Origin of the sequence: Actinomadura harenae (genome assembly GCF_003696215.1) — a bacterium.
In the GTDB taxonomy this organism is placed as follows: Bacteria; Actinomycetota; Actinomycetes; order Streptosporangiales; family Streptosporangiaceae; genus Spirillospora; species Spirillospora harenae.
Map to the genome: position 1 here is coordinate 175786 of NZ_RFFG01000002.1, position 15676 is coordinate 191461.

Below are 15676 nucleotides of genomic sequence, written 5' to 3' on the forward strand. Positions count from 1 at the left end.
AGGGCTCACGAATCCCCCTCCCCCATCAGCTCGGCGGCGCCGCGGCCGAGCAGCGCCTCGGCGAGCGCGCGGCCCGTCTCGGCGGCCTCGTCCGGGCGCCCGGTCGCGGACAGCCGCACCTGGCGGCTCCCGTCGTGCGCGACGACGGCCGCGGTCAGGTGCAGTTCGTCGCCGGAGACGACGGCGTGCGCGCCCACGGGGGCCGAGCAGCCGCCCTCCAGGACGGCGAGCACGGTGCGCTCGGCGAGCACGGCGGCGCGGGTGCCGGGGTCGTCGACGGCCGCGAGCAGGGCGACCAGCTCCGGGTCGTCCGACCGGCACTCCAGCGCCAGCGCGCCCTGGCCGGGCGCGGGCAGCATGGCGTCGGTCTCGAAGACCTCGGCGACGTCGTCCAGCCGGCCGATGCGCCGCAGCCCGGCGTGCGCCAGGACGACCGCGTCCAGCTCGCCGTCGGCGATCTTGCGGAGCCGGGTGTCGGCGTTGCCCCGGATCGGGACGATCTCCAGGTCGGGACGGAGCGCGCGCAGCTGCGCGACCCGGCGCGGCGAGCCCGTGCCGACGCGCGCGCCGGCGGGCAGGTCGGCCAGCTTGCGCGTGCCGCACAGCGCGTCCCGCGGGTCGTCGCGGCGGGGGACGGCGGCGAGCGCGATCCCCTCGGCGGGCCCGGTGGGCAGGTCCTTCAGGCTGTGCACCGCGAAGTCCACCTCGCCGGAGAGCAGCCGGTCCCGGAGCGCGTTGACGAAGACCCCGGTCCCCCCGATCTGCGCGAGCAGTGCCTTGGATACATCACCCTCGGTCGTTACCCCGACCAGCTCGACGCCATGCCCCGTGGCCTGCGTCAATGCGTCGGCGACCAGACCGGACTGGGTGGTGGCCATGAGGCTCCTGCGGGTGCCGAGCCGCAGTCGCCGGTCCGATTCCGTCACGTCTGGCTTCCTTCGATGTTGTCGGCGCGCGCCACGGCCTCGGGCCGGCTCGGGTCCAGCCCGAACAGCTCGCGCAGCGCGTCGGCGTAGGCGTCCCCCCCGGGCGCCGCCGCCAGCTCCTTCACCCGGACGGTCGGGGCGTGCAGCAGCTTGTCGGCCACACGCCGGACGGTCTGGGCGATCTCCTTGTAGGCCCGCTCGTCGATGTCGGGCAACCGGCCCGCGAGCCGGGACAGCTCGGCGTCCACGACCTCGGCGGCCTTGGACCGCAGCGCCACGACGGTCGGCGCGACCGCCGCCGCCCGCGCCGCGGACAGGTACGCCGAGACCTCGTCGCAGACGATCCGCTTGACCTCCTCGACCGCCTCCGGGCCGACGGCCCGGGCCGCCTCCTGCGCGACCCGCAGGTCGTCCAGGCCCGCGAGCGCCGCGCCGGGCACCTCGCGGACGGCCGGGTCCACGTCGTGCGGCAGGGCCAGGTCCAGGAAGAACCTGCGCCGCGCGGGCGCGCCCGTGTCTCCCGCCGGTGCCCCGGCGGTGAGCATGTCGGCGGTGATCACGCGGCCGGTCGCGCCGGTGCACGAGACGATCAGGTCGGCCTCGGCGAGGGCGGCGGTCAGCTCGTCCATCCGGATCGCGCGGGCCGGGGACTCCAGGGACGCGGCGAGCCGGACGGCGTTGTCGAAGGTGCGGTTGGCGATGACGACCTCGCCCGCGCCGGCGCGGCTCAGCGTGGCCGCGGCCAGCGAGCTCATCGACCCGGCGCCGACGACCAGGGCGCGCTTGCCCTCCACCGGGCCGAGGTGCTTCCCGGCGACCTCCAGGCCGACGCTGACCAGGGACGCCCCGGCCTGGTCGATCCCGGTCTCGTGGTGGGCGCGCTTGCCGACCCGCAGCGCCCGCTGGAGCAGGTCGTGCAGGTCGCGGCCGATGGTGTGCTCGTCCTGCGCGAGCTTGAACGCCGTCCGGATCTGGCCGAGGATCTGCCCCTCGCCGACGACCATCGAGTCCAGGCCGCTCGCGACCGCGAACACGTGCTGGACGGCCCGCTCCTCGTAGTGCACGTACAGGTGCCGGGACAACTCGTCCAGCGGGATGCCGCTGTGCAGGGCGAGCAGCTCGGACACCGACGTGACGCCGCCGTGGAAGCGGTCCACGACCGCGAAGACCTCGACGCGGTTGCACGTGGAGACGATCGCCGCCTCCGACACGTGCCCGCAGTCGCGCACCGAGTGCAGCAGTTTCAGCAGGTCGTCGCCCGACACCGCGGCCCGCTCCAGCAGCGCCACCGGTGCACTGCGGTGGCTCAGTCCCACCACCAGCACGCTCATCGGCCGGTTCTCCGCTCTCGTTCGCTCATCGCCCGCTCGTCCATCTGTCCGACCGACTGACCGGCCGACTGACCGGCCGGCCTCGCCCGCTCCGTCCTCCGCCCCGGCGCGGACCGTCCGGGGGCCGTCCCGACTCCACCAGCGCCGCGCGTCACTCGGCCGCCTCCACATAGTGGACGGGCTCCGGCGGGCCGGAGTCCAGCGCGGACGGCCTGCCGCCGGCGCCGTCCGGGCCGCCGGCCTTGCGCTGCTCGTGGAACGCCAGTATCTGCAGCTCGATGGACAGGTCCACCTTGCGGACGTCGACCCACTCGGGGACCGTCAGGACCACCGGCGCGAAGTTCAGCACGCTCGTGACGCCCGCGGCCACCACGCGGTCGCAGACGCCCTGGGCCGCCCCGGCGGGCGTGGCGATCACGGCGATGGACACGCCGTGCTCGCCGATGACGTCCTCCAGCCGGTCGATGTGCCGCACGGTCAGGCCGGAGATCTCCTGACCGACGATCTGCTCGTCGGCGTCGAGCAGGCCCGCCACGCGGAAGCCGCGGGAGGCGAAGCCGCCGTAACCGGCGAGGGCGCGCCCCAGGTTACCCACGCCGATGATGGCCACGACCCAATCCTGGGTCAGGCCCAGTTCACGAGAGATCTGGTAGACGAGGTACTCGACCTCGTACCCGACCCCCCGGGTGCCGTACGACCCGAGGTGGGACAGGTCCTTGCGCAGCTTGGCGGAGTTCACCCCGGCGGCGGACGCCAGTTCCTCGGAGGACACGGTGGCGACGCCCCGGTCCTGGAGGGCGTGGAGGGCCCTGAGGTAGACCGGCAGCCGGGCCACGGTGGCCTCCGGGATTCCCCGGGGTCGGGCGGCGTCCACGCGTTCGCGGTGGCGGGTCTGTCGAGATGTCACGGCCTGCTCTTCGGGGGCTCGACGCTGAGTCCGGTCCGGTCACGGGCGGCGTGGTCCGGCCGGAAGCGACGGGAACCGTGCCCGGGACCCGAGGCTGCCCTCCAGATTATGCCTTTGTGAATACGCGCACAAAGTCGACCCCGCCTTACCGAACGCGCCGATTCCGCGGGTTCCCACGACGTCATCGCACGTCAGAGGCGCGGAAATGGGCATTTCCACCTGATCGTCCCCCGGCTTTCGCCCGACCTGAATGTGACTGACGGAACAGTCGGCTTTCAGCCGCTTTCCGGCTTGACGCCCACCAACCGGGATGCCGCGCACCCGCGAGGCCAGGCTCACGAGTCGGACGCGGAGGTCAGGTCGGACGGAAGGATCAGGTCGAACGCGGGGTCAGTCGAACGCGGGGGTCAGTCGAACGCGGGGTCAGGTGCGGCGCTTGGCGATGGCGGCGCGCAGGCGGGCCTCGTTGACCCGCCAGTAGTCCACCTGGACGCCGTTGACCAGCGTGACCGGGATCTGCTCCCAGTACTCGGCGTGGAGCGCCTCGTCCCGGGTGATGTCGCGCTCCTCGAAACGGACGCCCTCGTCGGCCACGACCCGTGCGATCACCTCGCGGGCGACGTCGCAGAGATGGCAGCCGGGCTTGCCCAGCATCGTCACGACGACCTCGCCGGGCACGGCCCCGGCGGCTTCCGGCCCGCCGGTCACCGGAGCGGCCTCTGGTGGGGCACGGACGGCGGCATCCCCGGCGCCCCGGGCTGGGGCAGGGGCTGGGAGCCGGACGCGGCCGCGGCGTCCCCGGGCAGCGGAAGGATCTTGGCCGCGCCGAGCCGGATCTCGATCACGTTCGTCGCCAGGACGTGCGCGCGCGACTCGGACTGGAAGCGGAGGTGGTGCGGGAGGCGCTGGTGCGCCGCGAACGCGGCCTCGCTGCGGAACAGCTGGTAGAAGATCCGCTGCGTGGGCGCGTTCACCACCTGGTGCGACGCGAAGACCAGCGTGTCCGGCTCGGACGAGCGGGCGGCGGCGGCGAGGTCGGCGGCGAGCCGGTCGAACGTCTCCTCCCGGCCGTCCAGCAGCGTGTAGACGGTGATCCGGCCGCAGATCTGGGACAGGTCGGACGGCGGGCCCGCGGCGGCGGCGGCCGCGGCGGCCATGATGTCGCCCAGCGCGTTCGGCCCGCTGAGACCACCCGGAACGCCCTGACCGGCGGGACCCCCCGGGCCCCCCGGGCCCCCCGGTCCACCTGGGCCACCGGGACCGGCCGGGCCGCCGTTGGCGGGCTGCGGGGGCAGCGGCTCCTCGGACGGCTCGGGGAAGCGCATCTCGCGACGGCGTCGTCCCCCCGGACGGTCGGGAGCGGCGGCCATGGCGTTCGCCGCCGGGACGGGACGCGCGGGCGGCTCGTCGTAGCCGGTCTGAGGGCCGTCGGGGTCGTCCCCGCCGTCGTCGTCGAAGACCGGGAGGGTGCGCATCGAGCCGTACCAGACCAGCCCGGCGGCGGCGCCGAGCGCGATCACCGCAGCGGGCGCGGGCACCAGCCCGCGCGTGCCGCTGACGACCAGCACCCCGGCGAGCGCGACCAGCGCGATCGGGATCATCAGCTCCTGCGCCTCGGCGTCCCGCTTGGACGCCAGCCAGGCGGTGAAGCCCGCGCAGCCGACCAGCGCCAGCACCGACACCACGTGCGCGCCGTCGATCAGCAGCAGCGGCAGCGCGTCGTAGGTCTGGGACGGCTTCGGCAGGCTCTTGGTGAGCGTGGCGGTCTTCAGCGGGTCCACCAGCAGGATGACCGTGGCCACCAGCGTGTAGGAGACCGCGAAGAGCCAGGCCGCGAACCGCACCTGGATGAGGCGGGCGATCAGCTCCACCATGCCGAGCGCGAGCCAGACGGGCGCGAGCAGCGCCCCGCCGAGCTCGACGACCCGGAAGACGGGCGAGCTGAACTTCATCAGGAAGCCCGCCGTCATGGCCAGGAGCGCCAGGGTCAGTGCCACCTGCGTGACCGACCAGGCGATCAGGAAGAGCATCCGGTCCGTGGAGGCGCGCTTGACCAGCAACCCGGTGGCAATTAAGGCACCCAGGGTCGCCAGCAGGGCGAGAAGAGCGTTGAGCATCGCGCCCCATGGTGCCCGATGCGGAGGGATGAGGGGTAACCCGGGCGCACTTTCGGCCCATTCATCGGCTTTCAGGCCCACTTCGAACGGAGGCTCCGATGCGATCGACAGCCGACAGGCGAGGGCATTGCCTCGCATACCGCCCCATACCTACAGTGGCCTTTCACGCCTGGGGCCGCGTACGCACCGAGGAGAACTGCATGAGCAGCCTGACCCTCGACATCCGGTTCTCCCGGCCGTCCCGCCGCTCCGCGGCCGTCCCGCCCCGGCGCCCCGCCCGGGAGGCGGGCGACCCGCTCAAGGCCCTGGTCATGCGCGCCCGCGAGGGCGACGCCGAGGCGTTCGGGCAGCTCTACGACCGGTACGCGGACCTGGTCTACCGGTACGTCTACCACCGCGTCGGCGCGCACACCCTCACCGAGGACCTGACCAGCGAGACCTTCCTCCGCGCGTGGCGGCGGATGAGCGACTTCACCTGGCAGGGCAAGGACTTCGGCGCCTGGCTGGTCACGATCGCCCGCAACCTCGTCGCCGACCACTTCAAGTCCGGACGGCACCGGCTGGAGGTCAGCACCGGCGACGTGGTCGAGCCGGAGCACCCGCAGGAGGGACCGGAGCGCGCCGTCCTCGACTCGATGACCCACCGGACCGTCCTCGCGGCCGTCCGGCGGCTCGGCGAGGAGCAGCGTGAGTGCGTCGTCCTGCGCTTCCTGCACGGGCTCTCGGTCGCCGAGACGGCGGTCGTCATGGGCAAGAAGACGGGCGCGATCAAGGCGCTCCAGTACCGGGCCGTCCGGTCGCTGGCCCGGATGCTCCCCGACGACCTGCGGGGCTGACCGCATGACACCCGCCTGCGGGGCTGACCGCATGACACCGCCCGCGGGGCTGACCCCGCATGACACCGCCCGCGGGGCTGACCCCGCATGACACCCGCCTGCGGGGCTGACCGCATGACACCGACCTGCGGGGCCGAGCGTGCGACGGGTTGAATACGCTCGGGTCATGCGGCGAATCTGGCAGCTCGACTTCTGGCAGCGCGGTGACGAGGACCACGTGAGCGCGGGCGAGGCGGCGGCAGCGGCGGCGGAACGCCGTCCGCCCGCCCCCGAGGCCGACCGCCGCGCGGCCGCGTTCTTCGACGTGGACAACACGATGATGCGCGGCGCGTCCATCTACTACTTCGCCCGCGGCCTCGCCGCACGCAAGCTGTTCACCCTCCGCGACCTGGCCGCCTTCACGCTGGGCCAGGCGCTGTTCCGCGTCCGCGGCACCGAGAACGCCGAGCACATCTCCACCGCGCGGGAGGCGGCCCTGACGTTCGTCGCGGGCCAGAAGGTCAGCGACATCGTCCGGCTCAGCGACGAGATCTACGACGAGGTCATGGCCGACCGGATCTGGGCCGGCACCCGGTCGCTCGCCCTCCAGCACCTGGACGCGGGCCAGCAGGTGTGGCTCGTCACGGCCACGCCCGTCGAGGTGGCCCGCACCATCTCCCACCGCCTCGGCCTGACCGGCGCGCTCGGCACCGTCGCCGAGACCGAGGCGGGCGTCTACACCGGGCGCCTGGTCGGCAACCTCCTGCACGGCAACGCCAAGGCCGAGGCCATCCGGGCGCTGGCCCAGCGGGAGGGCCTCGACCTCTCGCACTGCTCGGCCTACAGCGACTCGGTGAACGACCTTCCGATGCTGAGCGCCGTCGGCCACCCGCACGCCGTCAACCCGGATCCGGCCCTCCGCGCCCACGCCCGGGAGCACGGCTGGCCGATCCACGACTTCCGCACCGGACGCAAGGTCACCATGGTCGCCCTCCCCGCCGCGGCGGGCCTGGGCGCCCTGGCGGGCGGTGTGGCCGCGGGCATCGCCCTCCGCAACCACTACAAGTCGTCCTGATTCAGCGCCCGAGGAGGCCCCGGGGCGTCAAGGTCGGCGAGGGCCGTGGGCCTCGACGGCGGCCAGGGTCGCGCGGGGGATCGAGGGGCAGCGGACGATCGTGACCTCCTCGAGCATCGGCAGGTCCAGGGCCGCGCCGAGGTCGACGAGCGCGCCGCAGTCGACGAGCGTCAGCTCGCGCAGGGACGGCAGGTCCGCGAGCCCGCCGAGGGTGCGCAGGCCGTCGAGGTGCGTGACGCGGAGGCTCTCCAGGTCGCGCAGGCCGGAGAAGGCGCGCAGGTCGGCGAGCTGGTGGAGGCCGTTGAGGACGACCCGCCGAAGCGCCGGCATGGCCCCCAGGGCACCGAAGTCGGCCATGTCGGTCGTGCCGTACAGGTAGACCTCGGCGAGGGACGGATGACCTTCGAGACCGTCCAGGGACGTCAGGCCCGTGGCTCCGAAGACCGTGAGGCGGGTCAGGGCCGGGAGCCCGAAGAGCGGACGCAGGTCGTGGAGCGGGGCGAAGGGCAGGTCCAGCGCCTCCAGGCGGGGGTGGTGCCCGAGGCCGTCCAGGCTCGTCAGGCCCTTGGCGCCGGAGAGCGCCAGGCGCCGCAGCCCGGGAAGGGCGTCGATGCCGTCCAGGCTGGTCAGCTGCGGGCAGTGGAGTCCCAGTTCGGCCAGGGAGTCGAGGCCGCGCAGTCCGGTGACCGAGCCGACCTTGGTGCCGGACACGTTCAGCTCGGCCAGTTCGCGATGCCCGGACAGCGGGCCGAGGTCGCGGAGGTCTCGGCATTCGTACAGGTTGAGGACCCGAAGCGCGGGGAACCCTGCAACGAACCCCGCGAGGTCGCTCACCCCGGTGTGGGACAGGTCGAGCCGTTCGAGGCTCCGCAGGCCGAACAGGACGGAGACGTCCGTGACCCCCCGGCAGTAGTTCAGGTCCAGCTTCGTCAGCGCCTTCGCCCCGGCGAGCGGGGAAAGGTCGGTCACGCTGCGGCAGTCGCTCAGATCAACGCACCTCAGGGCCTTCAGATGGGCGAGGGGCCCGAGGTCGGCGATCGCCGAGGCCCGCCAGAGCGACAGTTCCTCAAGGCCGGTCAGCCCGGCCAGCTCGGACAGGTCCGTGAGCTTCCCGCACTCGACCAGCGTGAGCGACCGCAGGTTCGCCAGGTACCGGAGGCCCGTCAGGGAGGTGCGCTTGCGCAGCTCAAGCTCCGTCCGCCCTTCCCGGACGAACGCCGGGGCGAGAAGGAACCTCGCGAACGCGTCCTGGTCGGGGGCCTTCGGCCAGAACCGGAGCAGCTTCTCCGTGGGGACGTCCGTGGCGGCGGCGAACTCGTCCGCCAGTTCCAGGGCGTCGGCGCCGCCCCAGGCGACGAGGTCCCGGACGGACTTCCAGGCACGCGCGGGCGACGCGGTCGCGACCTTCGCGCGCAGCGCGGCCAGATCGGGAGCGAGGGGATGGGAGGTCATGCCGCCGCACGCTAATGATCAGGACCGACATCCGCGGGCGCTCAGAGGAAGGGACGGCCCCGGCGGAGGAGGGTGTCGTAGACCATCTGCTGGACGACCTCGCGGACGTGGTCGGTGAGGTTGAACACGGTCATCGGGTCGTCGGCGGCCTCGGGGCCGTGGTCGGCGAGGGACATCGGCTCGCCGAACCGGATCAGCCACTTGGACGGCAGCGGGACGAGCCCGGCGGCGCCGAGCAGGGGGAACGTCGGGGTGATCGGGAAGTACGGCAGGCCGAGCAGGCGGGCCAGCGGCTTCAGGTCCGCGATCTTGGGATAGATCTCCTCGGCGCCGACGACGGCGCACGGGATGATCGGGACCTCGGCGCGCAGGGCGGTCTCGACGAAGCCGCCGCGTCCGAACCGCTGGAGCTTGTAGCGGTCGCCGTAGGGCTTGCCGATGCCCTTGAACCCCTCGGGGAAGACGCCGACCAGCTCGCCCTTGGCCAGCAGGCGGGCGGCGTCGGCGGGGCAGGCGAGGGTGTGGCCGGCCTTGCGGGCCAGGTGGGCCAGCACCGGCACCTGGTAGACCAGGTCGGCGCCGAGCAGCCGGAGCGGACGGTCCAGGTGGTCGTGGGTGGCGACCGACAGCATGATCCCGTCCAGCGGGACGGTGCCGGAGTGGTTGGCGACCAGCAGCGCGCCGCCCTCGGCCGGGACGTTCTCCAGCCCCTCGAGCTCGACGCGGAACCAGTGGTCGTACAGCGCGCGGGCGAGCGGGAGCAGGACGGACGCGTTGAGCTCGGGGTCGAAGCCGAACTCGTCGACCTCGTAGGCGCCGGTCAGGCGGCGATGCAGGAAGGACAGTCCGGACGCGACCGCCCGTTCCACCGGATTCCGCTCATCGGACGGCGGGCGGCCGGACGCGCCGGACGCGCCGGCTTGGTCGGCGGCGGCGGGTCGGGGAGCCGTGGAACCGGGACGGATCGGGATGACCCGCGCGCCATCCATCGCGTCGAAGGGTTCCTCGTGGTGGGCGTTCATGCCGGTCACTCCTCCCTCGCCGTCCGGTCAGCCGCGTCCGATCACCGAGGCCAGCCGGTCGAGCAGGACGCCACGTCCCTGCCGGGCGGCCTGGTCGGCGAACGCCTCCTCCGAACCGTACTTGGGACGCCAGGACAGTTCGGCGGCGAGCCTGCCGGTGTCGAGGACGCGCCCGTACATGAGCCAGCGCAGCAGCTCCGGGGAGAACGCGGGCATGCCGCCGACGCGGCGGCCGAACCCGCCGAGGGCGGCGATGGACTGGGCCGGCACGGGAACGTGCGGACGGCCCGCGCGGCGCAGCGCCTGCGACAGCAGCAGGACACCGTCGCCCGCGACGTTGAAACGGCCGGGATGGTCCTCCACCGTCATCCGGCGCAGCACCTCGACCCCGTCGTCGGTGTGCAGGAACTGCAACCGGGGGTCGAACCCCAGCACGGTGGGGACGACGGGCATGGCGAGGTACCGGGTGACCGGCGAGTCCACGCCAGGACCGAGGAAGTTGGCGAAGCGCAGCACCGACACCGTCAGATCGGAGCGCCGCCGGGTCAGCCCCCGGACGTAGCCCTCGACCTCGGCGGTGTCCTTGGCGAACCCGTGCGCGGGCGCCTCGACCGCCTCGTCCTCCTCGGTGAAGACCGCAGGGTCACGCGGCGAGGAGCCGTAGACCGCCGCCGACGACCGCACGACCAGCTTGCGCATGTCGGGCGAGCGCTGGCAGGCCGCGAGCAGCTGCATCGTCCCGATGACGTTGAGCTCCTTGGCCTTCGCCCGTGGTCCGGCCTGGCCGGTGACCAGGTTGAGATGGACCACCGTGTCCACACCGGCGGACGAGATGACCTTGGCGATGCCGGGCGTGCGGATGTCCACCCGCACGAACTCGGTACGCCCCAGCGGCGTCGACGGCGGAACCGTGTCCACGCCGATGACGCGCTCGATGCCCGGGTCGGCTTGGAGGGTGTTCGCGACCCGCGCCCCCAGGAAACGGGAGACGCCCGTAACGAGGACGACACGGGCCGCGGTGGAGGGCATGGAGGACACTGTGCGCCCCACCCCTTACGGCTGTGTTGCCGGCGTCTTTACTTCTTGTTACGACGCTGAATGCGCGTCTTCTTGAGCAGCTTGCGGTGCTTCTTCTTAGCCATCCGCTTGCGGCGCTTCTTGATGACAGAGCCCACGGGACCTCGCTCGGAGTATCGGGTGCGGTACAGGGAACGGGCCATGTCACGAGGTGGGTCGCGATGGGCGAGCCACCTTGCGCGCATGGTCCGTCGCCCAAGGGTACCGCTGAGCCGAAGCGGGTCCGTCCAGGGACCACCCGGTCCCGGTCCGTCCGCACTTGCGCAGGTCCGGCGGTATGTGCCACGCGGTGTGCCACACGCGACCCGTCCGGCGGGACGGCAGGACGGCCGGGGCCCGAGGGGCACCGGCCGTCCTTGTCGTCGTCTTCCCCGATGGTGCCCCGCTATCCGGCTTCGATGAACGCGTCGCGCAGATAGTCGTGTACAGCCTGTTCGGGAACGCGGAACGAACGTCCCACACGGATCGCGGGGAGTTCGCCCGAGTGGACGAGGCGGTAGACGGTCATCTTGGACACCCGCATCACCGCCGCCACTTCGGCGACGGTCAGGAACCTGACCTCACTCAGAGGTCGCTCGCCTGAGCTCATCGGACGCCCTCTTCCACACGTGCCGCGCACCGGCCCTTTGGGTGACTTTGATCACGCACGTGTACTTCCCCCAGCGTAAATCGTGTACCGACAGTCGCAAGAGGGGAGTTCCGCCCATTTGCACTGCCCGACCTGACGCCGAGGCCACAGTGCTGTTCCGGACGGAGCGCCATCGGGACGGCACCGAGCGTGCAACGATCACGACCGAAATCCCCGGAACAGGCATTGACCTGCGACTCCGCCGAACGACGCGGTCCCGGCCGTCCCAGCCGTCCCACGCGTGCCCTGGCGTCACACGATGTGACTCACGGTCATCGCGACCTGCGGGATCCGGGCCTCACGCCAGCCCCGCGCGCTCCAGCAGATAGGCCGTCATCGGGGCATAGTGGTGCGGAGACACGCCGTCGTCGAGCGGCACGACCACCTTGATCTTGCCTTCGGCGGCGCCCGCGAACAGCGCGGGGTCGTTACAGTCCGCGAACCCGACGGTGTCGATGCCCGCCTGACCGGCCGCGCCCGCCCAGCCGTGGTCCGCTATGGCCAGATCCGGCCAATGAGAAGGTTTAGCCGCCGCAAAACCGTCCGAGGCGCTAATGCCTTCTCCCACCGAGGTGCCGATCGCGTCCCCCGGCCGCCCGCCGCCGGCCTCTGGTTCACCGCCGTTCCGGAGCTCGGCGAGCATGGCCTCCATGGGGGCGGCGTCGTGGGTGTGCTGGGTGCGGCCCTCCTCGTCCCTCAGCATCGCGACGCCTTCGGGCACGTAGACGAGGGTGCGGTTCTCGCGCTCGCCGTGGCGCTCGATCTCGTACGTCCAGCCTCGGGCCGGGGTCAGGACGCGGCAGCCGCGGGCGGCGAGGGCCTCCGCGACGGCCTGGTAGACCGGCGTGAGCGTGGCCGGGTGCCCGGTCGCGAGCAGGACGGTCTCCCGGCGCCGCGCGGCGAGGCCGATCCGGTCGGCCATCGCCTCCAGGGCGTCCAGGGTCAGCTCGGGGTCGATCGTGTCGTCGCCGAAGAAATGGCGCGGATCCGGGTCGACGCCGCAGAGCTCGGCCATCGTGGCCAGGACGTCCCGCTCGCTCCACCGCCCGGACAGCCGCAGCCCGAACAGGTAGTAGGGGTTGCCGGCGGCCATCCGCCGGTAGTGCAGCAGGTTGTTCTGGCGGGGCGTCGCGACGTCCCCGGCGATCAGGGTGCGGACGAGGTGGGCGCGCAGCTCGTCACGGGTGGGGGCGTCCGCCATCAGAGGTCCAGCTCCGCCATCAGAGGTCCAGCAAAGGGTCGAGGCCGTGTTCGGGGAAGACCGCGCGGCGGGTGGCCATGACCGCCTGGTCGACCGGGTTGGACGGGTCCATGCCGTCCGACCAGGGGCGGAACCCGACGGTCTGGTGGCCGTCGGTCATCCGGCGCGGCGCGATCTCGTCGGTGCGGAGCCGGACCAGGTCGCGCCACGCGCCGGGGGTCTCGGTGTCCGGCGGGACGGGGCGTCCGGCGGCCTCGGCGATCAGGTGCGTCCAGGCGCGCGGCACGACCTGGACGAGCTCGTAGCCGCCTCCGCCGGTCGCGAGCCAGCGTCCGCCCGCGACCTCGTGCGCGAGCCGGTGCAGCGCGGCGTAGGCGGTGCGCTGGCCGTCCACGGTGAGGATCAGGTGGGCGAGCGGGTCGAGGGCGTGCGTGTCGGCGCCGTGCTGGGTGACCAGGACCTGCGGACGGAAGGCGCGCAGCAGCGACGGGACGGTCGCGTCGAACGCCCGCAGCCAGAGCGCGTCGCCGGTGCCGGGCGGCAGCGCGACGTTCACGGCCGTGCCCTCGGCGCCGCGCCCGCCGGTCTCGTTCGGGAAGCCGGTGCCGGGGAACAGCGTGCGCGGGGTCTCATGCAGGCTGATCGTCAGGACGCGCGGGTCGTCGTAGAACGCGGCCTGGACGCCGTCGCCGTGGTGGACGTCGATGTCCACGTAGGCGACGCGCTCGGCGCCGTTCTCCAGCAGCCACGCGATCGCGATCGCCGGGTCGTTGTAGACGCAGAACCCGCTCGCGGCCCCCGCGAGCGCGTGGTGGAGCCCGCCGGACACGTTCACCGCGTGCCCGGCCTCGCCGCGCCACACGGCCCGTGCCCCGGCCACCGACGCGCCCGCGACCAGCGCGGACGCCTCGTGCATGCCGAGGAAGACGGGGTTGTCGTCGGTGCCGAGGCCGTGCCGCGGGTCCGGGAGGCCGGTCTCGCCCGCGTGCCGGACGGCCGCGACGTACGCCTCCTCATGGACGAGCCGGAGCGTCGTGTCGTCCGCCGCCTCGAACCCGACGACCCGCACGCCCGGACCGGAGAGGACGCCGAGCTCGCGGGCCAGCGCGATCGTCAGCTCGACCCGGACGGGGTTCATGGGGTGCCCCGGGCCGAAGTCGTAGGAGATGAGCCGTTCGTCCCAGAAGACCGTGAGGTCGCACTCACCGGAGGCCGAGGGGCTGGTCATGGGTCTCACGGTAGCGCCACGCCGACCCGCCGGAACCACCCGGGACGACCACTGGTGATCAACCCTCCGCGTTCGCGCGATTCCGGAAACATGACCTCACCTCCGGAAACGTCCCTCTCCGCAACAAAGTTGTGGCGTGAACCATCTACCTTTCCGGGCATTTAGGTAACACACCCGAAACATGATGAGCGGGGTGCTCATGGACCCGAAGCCACCCTCCACGGGTCCGGCCGAGGCGACCCCTCCGCCGGTGCCCACCCCCTTGCCCACCCCTCCGCCGGTGCCCATCCCTCTGACGGCGGCCGCACCCGGTTCCCCGCCCGACGACCCGGAGCGCTGGACCCACGACCACCGTCCGAGCATGCGCAGCCGCGCCCTCTCCCGCGTCCTCTACCTGGGGTTGCGTCCGCTCCTCCAGCACGTCCCCGGCCATGCCGCGAGTCTTCGCGCGGCCCGCTCGACCGTGGACGCGGCGTCCCTCCTCATGCGCGCGGGACAGCGCGCCCGAGTGCTCCCCCTGGTCGATCCCCGCGTGGAGACCGGCGAGGACGCGCCGCCCCTCGTCGGCGAGTGGGTCGTCAGCCGCGACGCCGGGGCGGAGCGGGAGGCGGGCGGAGCGATCCTCTACCTGCACGGCGGCGGGTACGTGGTGTGCTCGCCGAGGACGCACCGTCCGATCACCTCGCGGCTCGCCGTCGAGACCGGGCTGCCCGTCCTCGCCCCGCACTACCGGATGGCGCCCGAGCACCCGTTCCCCGCGCCGCTCGAGGACGCCGCCGCCGCGTACCGGTGGCTGCTGGACCGGGGCGTGCCCGCGTCCGGGATCGTCCTCGCCGGGGACTCGGCGGGCGGTCACCTGGCCGCGTCGCTGACCGCCGAGATCCTGCGGACCGGGCTCCCTCGTCCGGCCGGGGCGCTCCTGTTCTCCCCGTGGGTCGACCTGACCTGCGAGTTGTCCACGCGGGAGCAGGAGGTCGCCCGCGACCCCTACATCAGCGCGTCCACGGCCCGCCGGGTCGCGCGCCTGGTCGTGGGCCCCGCCGGGTTCGACGATCCGCGGCTCGCGCTGCTCGGCTGCCCGTGGCGGGACGCGCCGCCGTTCCTCGTCCAGGTCGGCGGCGCGGAGGTGCTGCGTCCCGAGGCCGAGGCCCTCGCGGACGTCCTGACCGGCGCCGGCGTCGACTGCGAGCTCCAGGTCTGGACGGGCCAGATGCACGTCTTCCAGATCCTCAACCGGATGCTGCCGGAGGCGAGCGCCGCGATGAGCGAGGCCGCGCGGTTCGTGGCGCGCGTGACGGCCGCGGGCCCCGTCCCGGCCGCGGCCGTCGCCTGACCGCAGAGCCGACCTCGCGCCCTGCCGTCGCTGCCCGCCGTCGGGGGACCCCGTGCCCGAGGCGTCCCGGGGTCAGTGGACGCGCTCGGGCACGCGGCGTTCCGTGGCCGGACCGGCCTGCCTCCGGACGGTCAGCATCCCGGCCAGCGCGGCGAGCGCGGCGACGCCCTCGCCGACGAGCGACTGGGTCTTCTGCGCGTACCAGACCGGCTCGTGCATGTTCGGGATCGGGCCGATCGCGCCGACGTCCACGTAGAAGTAGAGGAGCAGGGCGCCGACCGCGCTCGCCGCGACGATCAGGGCGAGCGCGTACGTCCAGCGGCGCGCGCGCACCAGAACGAGCACCCCGGCCACCCCGGCCACGACCGCCTGCACGTAGAAGATCGTGTCGGCATGGATCGACCCACCGGGGACGAACCTCATCTGCGGCGCGAACCGCCAGTGCACCACCGCGTCCACGGCGAGCCCGGCGGCCACGAGTACGCGGAGCACGAGTCCCATACCTAGAACACGAACGGAAAGGGGCGTTCGGCTCAGTTCCACCGAAAAAACTCTCGATCGGGA

16 protein-coding genes are annotated in these 15676 nt (G+C 73.0%); 3 read left to right on the top strand and 13 right to left on the bottom strand.

Annotated features, from left to right (window positions below):
- Positions 1-5 precede the first annotated feature (5 nt).
- The 5 genes from hemC to EBO15_RS01970 all read right to left on the bottom strand — a co-directional run bounded on the left by hemC (position 6) and on the right by EBO15_RS01970 (position 5281).
- Positions 6-926 carry a hydroxymethylbilane synthase gene (gene hemC, locus EBO15_RS01950; protein ID WP_267898372.1) on the bottom strand — a complete coding sequence of 307 codons (921 nt, stop codon included), beginning with the start codon at positions 924-926 and terminating at the stop codon, positions 6-8.
- Complete coding sequence (locus tag EBO15_RS01955; RefSeq protein ID WP_122192532.1) at positions 923-2257, bottom strand: glutamyl-tRNA reductase; 1335 nt, start codon at positions 2255-2257, stop codon at positions 923-925. The genes hemC and EBO15_RS01955 overlap by 4 nt, the downstream gene beginning before the upstream one ends.
- A gap of 151 nt (positions 2258-2408) precedes the next feature.
- Positions 2409-3164 carry a redox-sensing transcriptional repressor Rex gene (locus EBO15_RS01960; RefSeq protein WP_233615860.1) on the bottom strand — a complete coding sequence of 252 codons (756 nt, stop codon included), beginning with the start codon at positions 3162-3164 and terminating at the stop codon, positions 2409-2411.
- Positions 3165-3587: 423 nt separating this feature from the next.
- Positions 3588-3872 (bottom strand): glutaredoxin family protein, encoded by a 285-nt coding sequence (locus tag EBO15_RS01965; protein ID WP_378238696.1) that lies wholly within the window; start codon positions 3870-3872, stop codon positions 3588-3590.
- Positions 3869-5281, bottom strand: coding sequence for a putative quinol monooxygenase (locus EBO15_RS01970; RefSeq protein WP_122192533.1), 1413 nt, complete (start codon positions 5279-5281; stop codon positions 3869-3871). The genes EBO15_RS01965 and EBO15_RS01970 overlap by 4 nt, the downstream gene beginning before the upstream one ends.
- 200 nt (positions 5282-5481) lie before the next feature.
- On the opposite strand from EBO15_RS01970, the gene EBO15_RS01975 reads away from it, so the two are divergent.
- The gene (locus EBO15_RS01975; RefSeq protein WP_122192534.1) at positions 5482-6117 is read left to right on the top strand and encodes a sigma-70 family RNA polymerase sigma factor; all 636 of its coding nucleotides are present in this window, start codon (positions 5482-5484) and stop codon (positions 6115-6117) included.
- A gap of 166 nt (positions 6118-6283) precedes the next feature.
- Positions 6284-7171, top strand: a complete 888-nt coding sequence (locus EBO15_RS01980; protein ID WP_122192535.1) for an HAD family hydrolase — start codon at positions 6284-6286, stop codon at positions 7169-7171.
- Positions 7172-7198: 27 nt separating this feature from the next.
- On the opposite strand, the gene EBO15_RS01985 is transcribed toward EBO15_RS01980, so the two are convergent.
- From EBO15_RS01985 to EBO15_RS02015, 7 genes are all read right to left on the bottom strand, one after another.
- On the bottom strand, positions 7199-8623 hold the full coding sequence (locus tag EBO15_RS01985; protein WP_122192536.1) for a leucine-rich repeat domain-containing protein: 1425 nt from the start codon (positions 8621-8623) through the stop codon (positions 7199-7201).
- Between the two features lie 41 nt (positions 8624-8664).
- Complete coding sequence (locus EBO15_RS01990) at positions 8665-9645, bottom strand: lysophospholipid acyltransferase family protein (protein WP_122192537.1); 981 nt, start codon at positions 9643-9645, stop codon at positions 8665-8667.
- Between the two features lie 27 nt (positions 9646-9672).
- The gene (locus EBO15_RS01995; protein ID WP_122192538.1) at positions 9673-10674 is read right to left on the bottom strand and encodes an NAD-dependent epimerase/dehydratase family protein; all 1002 of its coding nucleotides are present in this window, start codon (positions 10672-10674) and stop codon (positions 9673-9675) included.
- A 47-nt stretch (positions 10675-10721) separates the two neighbouring features.
- Positions 10722-10820, bottom strand: coding sequence for a 30S ribosomal protein bS22 (locus tag EBO15_RS02000; protein WP_018654693.1), 99 nt, complete (start codon positions 10818-10820; stop codon positions 10722-10724).
- 287 nt (positions 10821-11107) lie between these two features.
- Positions 11108-11311: a helix-turn-helix domain-containing protein gene (locus EBO15_RS02005; protein ID WP_026414196.1), complete on the bottom strand. Its 204-nt coding sequence runs from the start codon at positions 11309-11311 to the stop codon at positions 11108-11110.
- 337 nt (positions 11312-11648) lie between these two features.
- Positions 11649-12551: a phosphatase gene (locus tag EBO15_RS02010; protein WP_122192539.1), complete on the bottom strand. Its 903-nt coding sequence runs from the start codon at positions 12549-12551 to the stop codon at positions 11649-11651.
- A 19-nt stretch (positions 12552-12570) separates the two neighbouring features.
- On the bottom strand, positions 12571-13779 hold the full coding sequence (locus EBO15_RS02015) for an acetoin utilization protein AcuC (protein WP_122192540.1): 1209 nt from the start codon (positions 13777-13779) through the stop codon (positions 12571-12573).
- Between the two features lie 280 nt (positions 13780-14059).
- Here EBO15_RS02015 and EBO15_RS02020 point away from each other — a divergent pair, with 280 nt between their 5' ends.
- Entirely contained in the window at positions 14060-15112 is a 1053-nt protein-coding gene (locus tag EBO15_RS02020) for an alpha/beta hydrolase (RefSeq protein WP_233615861.1), read from the top strand.
- Positions 15113-15184: 72 nt separating this feature from the next.
- Here EBO15_RS02020 and EBO15_RS02025 read toward each other — a convergent pair whose 3' ends face one another.
- Positions 15185-15613, bottom strand: a complete 429-nt coding sequence (locus EBO15_RS02025; RefSeq protein ID WP_122192541.1) for a hypothetical protein — start codon at positions 15611-15613, stop codon at positions 15185-15187.
- Positions 15614-15676: the final 63 nt, after the last annotated feature.